Origin of the sequence: Herminiimonas sp. Marseille-P9896 (assembly GCF_903993245.1) — a bacterium.
Lineage (GTDB): Bacteria > Pseudomonadota > Gammaproteobacteria > Burkholderiales > Burkholderiaceae_D > Oxalicibacterium > Oxalicibacterium contaminans.
On the sequence record NZ_CAJEVT010000004.1, the window covers coordinates 199,229 to 211,013 of the forward strand.

At 55.0% G+C, this 11,785-nt stretch carries 11 protein-coding genes; 4 read left to right on the forward strand and 7 right to left on the reverse strand.

What is annotated here, in order from left to right:
* Nucleotides 1–10 precede the first annotated feature (10 nt).
* From H7U06_RS15550 to gloA, 4 genes are all read left to right on the forward strand, one after another.
* On the forward strand, nt 11–1,402 hold the full coding sequence (locus H7U06_RS15550) for a peptidylprolyl isomerase (RefSeq protein ID WP_254873262.1): 1,392 nt from the start codon (nt 11–13) through the stop codon (nt 1,400–1,402).
* Between the two features lie 35 nt (nt 1,403–1,437).
* A complete protein-coding gene (pdxA, locus tag H7U06_RS15555) occupies nt 1,438–2,472 on the forward strand; it encodes a 4-hydroxythreonine-4-phosphate dehydrogenase PdxA (protein ID WP_175627019.1) in 1,035 nt (344 codons plus the stop codon).
* A gap of 44 nt (nt 2,473–2,516) precedes the next feature.
* Nucleotides 2,517–3,284 carry a 16S rRNA (adenine(1518)-N(6)/adenine(1519)-N(6))-dimethyltransferase RsmA gene (gene rsmA / locus H7U06_RS15560; protein WP_175627020.1) on the forward strand — a complete coding sequence of 256 codons (768 nt, stop codon included), beginning with the start codon at nt 2,517–2,519 and terminating at the stop codon, nt 3,282–3,284.
* A gap of 89 nt (nt 3,285–3,373) precedes the next feature.
* The gene (gene gloA / locus H7U06_RS15565; protein WP_175627021.1) at nt 3,374–3,781 is read left to right on the forward strand and encodes a lactoylglutathione lyase; all 408 of its coding nucleotides are present in this window, start codon (nt 3,374–3,376) and stop codon (nt 3,779–3,781) included.
* Nucleotides 3,782–3,821: 40 nt separating this feature from the next.
* Here gloA and H7U06_RS15570 read toward each other — a convergent pair whose 3' ends face one another.
* The 7 genes from H7U06_RS15570 to H7U06_RS15600 all read right to left on the reverse strand — a co-directional run bounded on the left by H7U06_RS15570 (nt 3,822) and on the right by H7U06_RS15600 (nt 11,750).
* Nucleotides 3,822–4,724 carry a M48 family metallopeptidase gene (locus H7U06_RS15570; protein WP_175627022.1) on the reverse strand — a complete coding sequence of 301 codons (903 nt, stop codon included), beginning with the start codon at nt 4,722–4,724 and terminating at the stop codon, nt 3,822–3,824.
* A 14-nt stretch (nt 4,725–4,738) separates the two neighbouring features.
* Nucleotides 4,739–5,500, reverse strand: coding sequence for a 1-acyl-sn-glycerol-3-phosphate acyltransferase (locus H7U06_RS15575; RefSeq protein ID WP_175627023.1), 762 nt, complete (start codon nt 5,498–5,500; stop codon nt 4,739–4,741).
* Nucleotides 5,501–5,531: 31 nt separating this feature from the next.
* Nucleotides 5,532–6,089, reverse strand: a complete 558-nt coding sequence (gene gmhB / locus H7U06_RS15580) for a D-glycero-beta-D-manno-heptose 1,7-bisphosphate 7-phosphatase (protein ID WP_175627116.1) — start codon at nt 6,087–6,089, stop codon at nt 5,532–5,534.
* A gap of 80 nt (nt 6,090–6,169) precedes the next feature.
* Nucleotides 6,170–8,272 carry a glycine--tRNA ligase subunit beta gene (gene glyS / locus H7U06_RS15585; protein ID WP_175627024.1) on the reverse strand — a complete coding sequence of 701 codons (2,103 nt, stop codon included), beginning with the start codon at nt 8,270–8,272 and terminating at the stop codon, nt 6,170–6,172.
* Nucleotides 8,273–8,274: 2 nt separating this feature from the next.
* Entirely contained in the window at nt 8,275–9,192 is a 918-nt protein-coding gene (gene glyQ, locus H7U06_RS15590) for a glycine--tRNA ligase subunit alpha (protein WP_175627025.1), read from the reverse strand.
* A 71-nt stretch (nt 9,193–9,263) separates the two neighbouring features.
* A complete protein-coding gene (gene lnt, locus H7U06_RS15595) occupies nt 9,264–10,814 on the reverse strand; it encodes an apolipoprotein N-acyltransferase (protein WP_175627026.1) in 1,551 nt (516 codons plus the stop codon).
* 45 nt (nt 10,815–10,859) lie between these two features.
* Entirely contained in the window at nt 10,860–11,750 is an 891-nt protein-coding gene (locus H7U06_RS15600) for an HlyC/CorC family transporter (RefSeq protein WP_175627027.1), read from the reverse strand.
* Between the last annotated feature and the right edge of the window lie 35 nt (nt 11,751–11,785).

Consider the following 11,785-nt stretch of genomic DNA (forward strand, 5'->3'; position numbering starts at 1 on the left):
TATCCGTCCTATGTTTACTATTCAAAAATCGTTGCAACATGCGAAGCATGCGCTGACTTTGTTGGGTTTGACTTGCGGCGTGATGGCCCATGTGCAGGCACAAGGCCAGGCTCCAGCAGTGCAGCCGCGGCTGGCTGACGCCATCATCGTGGTAGTGAATAACGAAGTCATCACGCGTTACGATTTCCTTGAGCGTTACAAGATGATCGAAGCAAGGCTGCAAAGCCAGGGCGGTAATTTGCCTCCGCGTGATCAGTTGCAACGCCAATTGCTGGAGCGCATGATCGTCGAACGCGCGCAATTGCAGCAGGCCAAAGAAACCGGCATCAAGATAGATGACACCATGCTGGACCGTGCGATGAGCCGTATCGCCGAGCAAAATAAATTGAGCATGCCTGAGTTCCGCAAGCGCCTGGAAGAAGATGGCCTGGTGTATTCGAAATTTCGCAATGAAATTCGTGATGAGATGGCGATCCAGCGTCTGCGCGAACGTGAAGTTGATAACCGCGTTCAGGTATCGGATGTAGAAATCGATGCCTACATGGCTGCACATAATGCGCCAGCTGCCACCGCACCACAGGAATTGCATATCGCGCAAATCCTGATCCGCGTGCCTGAGAATGCAACGCAGCAGCAATTGGCAGACAGCAAGCGTCGTGCCGATGAAGTCGTGGCGCAACTGAATGCCGGTGCTGACTTCACCAAACTTGCTACCGTCTACTCCGATGGTACCGATGGTTTGACCGGTGGTGAGTTGGGCTGGCGTAGTGCAGATCGTTTGCCGCAGTTATTCGTTGATGCAACGGCTAACTTGCAGGATGGGCAGATTGCGCCTATCGTAAAAAGCGGTAATGGTTTTCATATCCTGAAGTTGCTGGGTCGTCGCACACAAAGCGTATTGCGTGCGCAAGATGGTGGTGCAGCTGGTGCTGCGGCGCCTGCGGTAGCGGCAGTAAAGCAAACGCACGCCAGCCATATCCTGATCAAAGTGAATCAGGTTGTGTCCGCTGCCGAAGCGCGCCGCAAACTGCTGGAACTGAAGCAACGCCTGGATAACAAGGCTGCAACCTTCGAAGAATTGGCTAAACTGTATTCGAATGATTTTTCCGCAGCTAAGGGCGGTGACCTGGGCTGGATTTATCCGGGTGATACCGTGCCTGAATTCGAGCGCGCGATGGATGCCTTGCCTATCGGTCAGGTCAGTGAACCGATCGAATCACCGTTTGGTTATCATTTGATTTTGGTGACGGAGCGCAAGAGCGACGACGTATCGCAAGAACGTCAACGCATGATTGCACGTCAGGCCATACGTGAGCAAAAGGTTGAAGAAGCAACACAAGACTGGTTGCGTCAGGTGCGTGATCGTGCCTATGTTGAATATCGTCTGGATGATCAACAATAATGTCAATTTCGCTGTTTCCATGCCGTGGGTAGCTTGTGAGTAAGCGACCAACTATCGCCATTACAAGTGGCGAGCCTGCCGGGATAGGCCCTGAGATTTCGATCCGGGCTGCATGGGAATTGCGTGCCGATGTAAAAAGCATACTCATAGGCGACGCTGCCTTCCTGGCGATGACGGCTGCTGCCATCAATCCTGCGATCCGCTTGTCTGCGCTCTCGCTGCAGGCAGTACGCAACAGCGGCATACCGGATTTTCCGCGTGACCAGATCGCCGTGATTGATTGTCCACTTGCTGCGCATGTGGTGCCGGGCAAGCTGGATGCGCAGAATGGTCGTTACGTCTTGCAAACGCTGGACATTGCAATAGACGGTGCGCAACAGGGATGGTTTGATGCCATCGTCACCGCGCCGCTGCAAAAGAGCACTATCAATGATGCAGGTGTGCCATTCACTGGTCATACCGAATATCTGGCCGAGAAAACAGCGACACCACAAGTGGTCATGATGCTGGCCACGAATGCCACACCGCAGCCTTTGCGCGTAGCGCTGGCAACCACACATCTGGCTTTAAAGGATGTCGCCACAGCGATTACCACCGACAGCCTGACGGGTATCCTTGATATCCTGCACGCCGACCTGCAAAACAAATTTGGTATCGCGCAGCCACGGATACTGGTGACCGGATTGAATCCGCATGCCGGTGAGGGTGGCTACCTCGGACGTGAAGAAATCGAAGTAATTACCCCGGTATTGCAGGCTGCTCAGGCACGCGGTTTTGATGTGCGTGGCCCATACCCGGCCGATACTTTGTTCCAGCAAAAGTACCTGGAAGATGCTGATTGCGTACTCGCGATGTATCACGATCAGGGTTTGCCTGTGTTGAAATATGCCAGCTTCGGCCTGGGTGTGAACATCACTTTGGGTTTGCCGCTGATACGTACGTCGGTAGATCACGGTACTGCACTGGATCTGGCCGCTGCCGGACTGGGGCATGCTGACCATGGCAGTATGCTGGAAGCCATGCGCATAGCTGCGCAGATGGCGGCTGCCACGCGTAGCTCGCCCTTATAGAAGAAATAACCGGCCACTCCGTTTTGGCCAGAAGCGTTTAATTCATGAAACATATTCCCCGCAAGCGCTTTGGTCAGAACTTCCTGACCGATGACACCGTGCTGTACAACATCATCCGCGTAATCGATCCGCAGCCCAAGGATACGATGGTGGAAATCGGTCCCGGACTGGCCGCGATGACACGCTTGCTGCTGGAAGGCGTGGAGCAGATGCATGTGGTCGAACTGGATCGTGATCTGGTTGAACGCTTAAAGAAAAATTTCGATCCAAAACGCCTGATCATTCATTCTGCTGATGCCTTGCAGTTTGATTTTTCCTGCATTCCGGTACCTGCGGGTAGCAAGTTGCGCGTGGTCGGCAATCTGCCGTACAACATTTCCAGTCCCTTGCTATTCCATCTGGCTGAAATGGCACCGCATGTGCAGGACCAGCACTTCATGCTGCAAAAAGAAGTGGTCGAACGCATGGTGGCCGAACCGGGCAGCAAAACTTATGGCCGCTTGTCGGTCATGCTGCAATGGCGTTACCACATGGAACTGATGTTTGTGGTGCCACCGACTGCATTTGATCCACCACCACGCGTCGACTCTGCGATCGTGCGCATGATTCCGTTACCTAACCCTTTGCCTTGTGATCAGGCCAAACTGGAGCAGGTCGTTCTGAAGGCTTTTTCGCAACGCCGCAAAGTCATACGCAATTGCTTGTCCGGGATGTTTACTGAAAGTGATTTGCTGGAAGCCGGTGTCGATCCACAGGCCCGTCCGGAAACCATACCGCTGGAGCAATACGTCGCACTGGCGAATCGGCTGTAACAACGCCTGCAAACTGCGTTGTCGTCGGCAAGAAATGCCAGATCGGCATAAAATCGACACTTCAACTTTTACATTCCAAGAGGAACTACATGCGCATTCTGCACACTATGTTGCGCGTCGGCGACCTGCAACGTTCTATCGATTTTTACACCAAACTGCTCGGCATGAAATTGCTGCGTCAGGTGGAAAACACAGAATACAAATATACGCTGGCTTATCTCGGCTACGGCAGCAATCCAGAGCACGCAGAGCTGGAGCTGACCTATAACCACGGCCAGCATGAATACGAGATGGGTACGGCTTACGGTCATATCGCGATTGCCGTGCCTGATGCGTATAAAGCCTGCGCGGATGTCAAAGCAGGTGGCGGTAACGTGACACGCGAAGCGGGTCCGGTGAAGGGCGGTACTACCGTGATTGCGTTTGTAGCAGATCCGGACGGCTATAAAGTCGAACTGATAGAACGCAAGGAATGGGAAAGCACAGACAAGTTCTGATGCTGATATGGCTCAAGCAGGCAAGCGCTTGAGCCAACTATCAAAAGATAGGCAACGTCTCGGGAGCGTGGTCGCGCAAGGCTTTTTTTGCCGCGACAAATTCAGGGAATACCGATTGCACCGTCGCCCAGAAGCGCGGGCTGTGATTCATTTCACGCAGGTGCGACAACTCATGCGCAATCACGTAATCGATCAGTGGCAACGCGAAATGTATCAAGCGCCAGTTCAGGCGTATCTTTCCATCTGCAGTACACGATCCCCATTGCGTCATCGCCGATGACAGCGCAAAGGATTGATAGCTGACGTTCAGTTTTTCTGCGTAGACCGGCAGGCGTTCGGCAAAAATGCGTTTGGCTTCCAGTTGCAGCCAGCCTTGTACCCGGTCTTTTAATTGGCGTTCAGCCGCATCGCCCGGCAGGCATACAGTCAGCTCTTTGGTATCGGCGTTATAGACGATACCTGCGGCCTGGGTGCCGAGTATGCGCAAGGTTATATCGTGCCCGAGGTAGGGCAGGGTCGCGCCGTCGCGCCATTCCATTTGCGGTTGCAAACGACGTGCCGAATGTTCGCGCCGTTCGTTTAGCTTGGTAAAAATCCATCGCTGCTTTTCGCAAATCGCATTTTCAATCTCGGTCAGCGTCACCCACTTAGGTGCCGTAATACGCAAGCCATCATCGTCGATCATGAAGCCGATAGAGCGCCGCTTGGAACGAACTAGTGTGTAATCCAGGATGTGCTCGCCGACATGTACGCGGCGCTTGCCATGAGGTACCGGAGCGTTTGCATCGCCATTCGACAGCGGCAGGCTGGGCAGCAGCGATCCAGGCGTGCGCTCAGGTGCAGGATGATCTACTTTCGGTTGCGATGAAAAATCGGACGAAAAAAAATCAAGTTGCAGCGCAAGCTGTTGTGGATCCGGCGATGATTGACGTAGCAGCTTCAAGGATAGTCGGGCCGTTATTGGGTAGATTCAGTTTTGGATGTTGCAGGGTAGTCTGCAGGTGAAATCACCCGCATTTCAGATTCTATCCAATTTTCGACTTGCTGCATTAAATCGACAGCAGTTAATCCTTCCGGCGACATAGGCTTGCCGATGGAAACGGTCACATGGCCAGGTTTCTTGATGAAGGAGTTCTTGGCCCAGCAATGGCCTGGATTAAGTGCGATAGGCACGACCACGGTATTGGTTTCGACTGCCAGACGCGCGCCCCCACCTTTGTAGCGACCGCGTTCGCCGACCGGAATGCGTGTGCCCTCCGGAAACATGATGATCCATTGACCGTCGGCCAGGCGTTTGCGGCCTTGCACTACTACCTGGGCGAATGCATCCTTGCCGTTATTGCGGTCAATAGGAATCATGCGCAGCAAGCCAAGTGCCCAGCCGAAGAAAGGCACGTAGAGCAATTCCTTTTTGAAGACGAAGACCAGCGGACGTGGCATCTTGCACAGCAGGAAAATTGTTTCCCATGCGGATTGGTGTTTGGACAGCAGGATCACAGGCTGGTCCGGCAGGTTTTCCATGCCTTTGATTTCATAGCGGATACCGCACAGCACTTTGGCCAGCCAGATGATGAACACATTCCAGCGCGAAGTAATGTAATAGCGCTGGTTATACGACAGCGGCGCAGCCAGGAAGCAGACCGGGGCCCAGATCAGTGTTGCGACCAGCATGATCAGTGCAAACAACAGGGAACGCAAAAACAAAATAGCGCGTGACATCAAGTCTCCAGATTTTTATAACAGCAATAATTTAAACGGCGTAAGTAAGCGCAGGCGCTTTCAGCAAATGATCGACCACGGCCGAGAGGCTGGGGTAGCTGGTGGTGCCGGGTGGCAAGCCGCCTTTTTCACGGGTTTTCTCGCCTTTGCCGGTCAGCACCAGATACGGTGCGCAACCCACCACAAAGCCGGCCTGCAAGTCGCGCAAGGAGTCGCCGATGAGCGGCAAGCCTTTCAGGCTGACGTCGTAACGTTTGGCGATGGTGTGCAGCATGCCAGGTTTGGGTTTGCGGCAATCGCAGTGGTCATCCTGAGCATGCGGGCAAAAGAACACTGCATCGATTTCAGCACCGACCGATTGTGCGGCGGCATGCATCTTTTGATGGATTGCATTCAGCGCCATGATGTTGAACATGCCGCGTGCGATGCCGGACTGATTGGTCGCCACCACTACGCGATAGTCAGCCTGATTCAGGCGCGCGATCGCTTCTAGTGAACCGGGTATGGGTATCCACTCATCCGGTGTTTTGATAAAGGTGTCCGAGTCCTGATTGATGACGCCATCACGATCGAGGATAACCAGTTTCATCGGATCACCTTTCAATGTAGCTGGCATGCCGCACCTCCAATACGATGCAGCACTTCAGCGGAGCGGGCATGTAGTTTCAATCAGGCAGCCAGCTTGGAAATATCTGCAACCTGGTTCATCGCCTGATGCAGGGTTGCGAGCAAGCCCTGGCGATTATTGCGCAGGGCGACATCTTCTGCATTTACCATCACGCCATCGAAGAAAGCATCGACCGGATTTCTCAGGGCGGCCAGTGCCTGCAGCGAGGCAGTATAGTCACCGCGCGCAAATGCAGCCTCTGCTTGCGGTTTGACCGTAGTCAGCGTCTGGTTGAGCGCCACTTCGGCTGGTTCTTTCAGCAAAGCTGTATCGACTTGCGCAGCAACCGTACCTTCTACCTTCTTCAAGATATTGCCTACGCGTTTATTCGCTGCGGCCAGGCTGGCAGCTTCCGGCAATGCAGCAAACGCGCGTACCGCTGCGAGGCGGTCAGCGACATCGGCCAGGCGTTGCGGTTGCAGTGCCAGTACTGCATCAATTTCCTGTGCGCTGTAACCTTGTTCGCGTAAGGCATTCGCGAGGCGATCAAAAATGAAAGTCAGCAGGGCACTGCGATGTTCTGCGCTTAAGCCATTGAATGGTTTTTCGGCGGCGGCGATCAGGTCATTGATACCGATGTCCAGTTTGCTTTCGATCAGCATACGGATGATGCCGAGTGCATGACGGCGCAAGGCAAACGGATCCTTATCACCGGTAGGTACCTGTCCTATGCTGAACAGGCCGACCAGGGTTTCCAGTTTGTCTGCCAGTGCGACCACGATGCCGACCGGATTGCGCGGCAATTCATCACCGGCGAAGCGTGGTTTGTAATGATCTTCTATCGCGTCAGCAACGGTTGCAGGCAGGCCGTCATGCTGCGCGTAGTAGCGCCCCATGATGCCTTGCAGTTCCGGAAACTCGCCGACCATATCAGTCAGCAAATCAGCCTTGGCCAATTGCGCGGCGGTGTCTGCCTGTTGGGCATCGACACCGAGCTTGCCAGCGATTGCCTGCGCGATGGCACGCACGCGGGCGATACGTTCGCCTTGGGTACCCAGCTTGTTGTGATAAACGACTTTATCCAGGCCAGCGACACGTGACGCCAGTGTCTTCTTGCGATCCTGGTCGAAGAAAAATTTTGCATCGGCCAGGCGTGGACGTACCACGCGTTCGTTACCACCGATGACGGTGCTGGCATCGGCCGGACGGATGTTGGAAACGATCAGGAATTTATTACTCAGATTGCCTTTGCTATCGAGCAGCGGGAAGTACTTCTGGTTTGCCTTCATGGTCAGGATCAGGCATTCCTGCGGTACTTCGAGGAAGGCTTCTTCAAACTGACCCATCAGTACATTCGGACGTTCCACCAGACCGGTGACTTCATCCAGTAAGGCTTCATCTTCAATCGGAGTCAGATTGCTGCCTGCTTCGGCTGCAGCGACTGCGAGCTGACGCACGATTTCTGCGCGACGTTCGGCGAAGCTGGCGATGACCGCACCTTCGGTGGCGATTTGCGCCGCATAGCTATCGGCATTACGGATATAGACCGGGTCTATGCCTGCTTCGAAGCGGTGACCATGCGTGGTGCAGCCCGCGCGCAGACCGAGTGCTGAGATCGGCAGGACATCTGCGCCATACATCGCAACCAGGCCATGTGCAGGGCGCACGAAGTTCACGGTTTCCCAGCCATCGGCCAATTGGTAAGCCATGACTTTCGGGATAGGCAGTTTGCCCAGGGTTTCTTCCAATGCTTTTTGCAAGCCATCACTCAGCATGACGCCGGTGATGGTGCTGTTGAAATACAGCACGTCGGCTTTGCCATCGGATTCGCGTTTCAGGCCTGCGACTGCGGATTCATCCGCGCCGAGTGCTGCCAGTTTTTTCAGCAGGGCAGGTGTGGCTTTGCCGTCTGCGCCGAGGCCGACTGCAGCTGGCATCAGTTTTTGCATGACGGCTTTGTCGTCGGCTTGTTCCAGCACCTTGGTCAGGTGCACGCCGAGACGACGTGGCGAAGCAAACGCGGTCAATACGCTATCAGCAGACAGCAAGCCTTGTGCTTGTAACGAGGCTTGCAGGGTTTCTGCAAACGCTGCACCGATTTTCTTCAGTGCCTTAGGTGGCAGTTCTTCGACAAAGAGTTCGAGGAGTAAATTTTGGGTGCTCATACTTATGCCGCTTCCTTCTCAATCTGGGCCAGCACTTCGGCGGCATGTTCTGGTTTTGCCATAGGGAAGCCGAGGCGTGCGCGGCTGTCCAGGTAGCTGCGTGCAACGCTGCGTGCGAGGTTGCGGATGCGGCCGATATAGGCAGCACGTTCCGTCACCGAAATGGCACCGCGTGCATCCAGCAGGTTGAAGGTATGCGCTGCTTTCAGGACTTGCTCATACGCTGGCAACGCCAGTTTGTTATCGATCAGGTTGAGCGCTTGCTTTTCATGCGCACCGAAAGCGGTGAACAGGAAGTCGGCATCGCTGTGTTCGAAGTTGTAGGTCGATTGCTCGATTTCATTTTGCTTGTAGACATCGCCGTAAGACAGCTTGTCAGTCCAGCGCAAGTCGTACACATTGTCGACACCTTGCAGATACATGGCGAGACGTTCCAGGCCGTAGGTGATTTCACCTGTAATCGGTTTGCAGTTGATGCCACCGACTTGCTGGAAGTAAGTGAATTGTGTGACTTCCATGCCGTTCAGCCAGACTTCCCAGCCTAGGCCCCAGGCACCCAGCGTCGGGTTTTCCCAGTCGTCTTCGACAAAGCGGATATCGTTGCTTTTCAGGTCAAAGCCGAGTGCTTCGAGCGAACCCAGATAGAGTTCGAGGATGTTGTCCGGTGCCGGTTTCAATACAACCTGGTATTGGTAGTAGTGCTGCAGGCGGTTCGGGTTTTCCCCGTAACGGCCGTCTTTCGGGCGGCGCGAAGGCTGCACATAGGCAGCGCGCCATGGTTCCGGTCCGATTGCACGCAGGAAAGTCGCGGTGTGTGAAGTACCGGCGCCGACTTCCATATCGTATGGTTGTAGCAGTGCGCAGCCTTGGGCGTCCCAGTACTTCTGGAGCGTCAGAATAATTTGTTGAAATGTGAGCATTTTGTTTGAATTTTTGCATCACCCGGGGCGGGCGAGGGCAGTGTTGCCAAAACCCTAGATTTTACCGGGTTTTAGCGGCTACTAGGGGTTCTGCGCGCAAGATACCAGGCGGCCAGCAGCAAGGCCAGCGCCAGCAGGACGATGAAAGCATTGCCGACTGCGACATAGGGGGTAATGCCACGGTAGCCCTGGACCGAGGCAGTCAGTACATTGCGCTCGTACGGTTTGAGCTGCGCCAGTACTTTGCCGTCAGGGGCAATGATGGCTGTAACGCCGGTATTGGTGGAGCGCAGCATGGGACGGCCGGTCTCCAGTGCCCGCATTTGCGATATTTGCAAGTGTTGCGGCAGGGCGATGGAATCGCCAAACCACGCGATGTTCGAGACATTCAGCAGCAAGCTTGCGACCGGATTACCGGCGGCATCGCTGGCGCGCAATTGACCGGCGATCTCTTCACCAAACAAATCTTCATAGCAAATATTCGGCAGCACCCATTGGTCCTTGACGGAAAACGGTGCTTGCAAGGCATCACCACGGCTGAAATCGCCGAGCGGGATATTCATCATGTCGACAAACCAACGGAAACCGAACGGAATAAATTCGCCGAATGGCACCAGATGATGTTTGTCATAGCGATACAGCTTGGGTGTGGCGCGATTTGCCGGTGTAGGCGCGATGCCGATGACGCTATTGGCGTATTGCTGCGGGCCGTCGCTGATGGGTATGCCTATCGCCAGGTGGCTGTTCGAAGCGGTGGCGAATTCGGCCAGGCGTGGCAGGTAATCGACCGGCAACTGATGCGCCAGTAAAGGCAGCGCGGTTTCCGGCGTAGCAATCAGGTCGGCCGGGGCGGCGCGGATTAAATCTTCGTACAGCGTCAGCGTGGCATTGAGTTGTTCGGCGTCGAACTTGATCTCTTGCGGTACATTGCCTTGCAGCAGGCGCACCGAGATAGGTTGGCCGTTTGGTGTAGTCCAGCTCAGCGATTTCAGTCCCAGGCCGAGTGCCAGGATAGCGAGCAAGAGGACGCCCGCGCTTTTCTTGCCCGGCAGCAGTACCAGGCATGCTGCCAGTACGGCCACCAGCCAGCCCAGTCCATATACGCCTATCAACGGTGCATAGCCAGTCAGCGGACTAGCCGTGTGCGCATAGCCGGAAATCGCCCACGGAAAGCCGGTAAACACCCAGCCGCGCAGCCATTCAGAAAACATCCACAAGGCTGGCAGTACCAGCAGCAGCGTAATCCACGCAGGGACTGTGCGATTACGCTGGAAGCGGGTTGCCAGGCCGGTTGCCAGGGCTGGGAATGCACCGAGCAAGAGTGCCAGCAAGGCCACGGCCAGTGCCGCCAGCGGTGCTGGCATGCCGCCATATTGATGCATGCTGATGTACAGCCAGTAGACGCAGACTACAGACCAGCCGAAGCCATACAGCCAGCCCAGCAGTACGCCCGCTTTGACGGAAGCGGCTTGCTGCAACAGATGAAACAGCAGCGCCAGTGCCAGGATTTGTATTGGCCAGTAGCCGTAAGGCGCGAAGGCGAACACATTGCAAGCACCTGCAAACAATGCGGCGATGGCGGCCTGGGTCGGGCTGAAGCGGAAGGAAGTCAATTGCGGCACACGCGTTGGCGCTGCAGCAGGATGCGGATGCGAGGTAGTACCAGATTAGCTATCAAGAGCATCCTCGCTAGGAGCAGGTGGTAATTTTTCCACCAGCACGACATGGATATGACGTGCATCGGCACGCAGGATTTCAAAGCGCAAGCCATCGATGTCCACCACTTCACCCTTATGCGGCATGCGTGCCAGATGGTCGGCGATGTAGCCGCCTATGGTGTCGACATCGGGATTGGCCAGGAAGGTACCGAGTTCTTCATTGAACTGTGCGATTTCGGTCAATGCCTTGACGCGCCAGCGCGGGCCATGTTCGCCTGCCTTGATAGGCAATATATTGTCTTCGTCATCGTCGAAATCGTATTCATCTTCGATATCGCCGACGATTTGTTCGAGTACGTCTTCAATCGTGATCAGGCCGGCGACACCGCCGTATTCGTCGACCACGATCGCCATGTGATTGTGCTTGGCTCGGAAATCACTCAACAAAACATTCAGGCGCTTGGATTCCGGGATGAACACTGCGGTGCGCAGCATACGGCGTATATCAAAGGCTTCGTCCGCGTAATAGCGCAACAAATCCTTGGCCATCAGGATGCCGACCACCTTGTCGCGTTCGCCGTCCACTGCCGGGAAGCGCGAGTGGGCGGTGCTCAGCACCATGGGCAGCCATTCTTCTATTGGTTTGGTGATATCAACTACATCCATCTGCGCGCGCGGCACCATGATGTCGCGGGCCGACAATTCCGACACTTGAAACACACCTTCTATCATTGCGAGGGCATCTGCATCGATCAGGTTGCGCTCATGCGCATCGTGCAAGATGGTCAGTAACTCGGAGCGACTTTCGGGTTCGGGGGCGATCAGTGCGGTCAGGCGTTCAATCAGCGATCGATGCGGTTTGGCATCGCCGGATTTGCCGCTAGTGGGAATGTCTTGCATATGGCGAAGAGCCGTTGCGGGGGTAGTTGCGATAG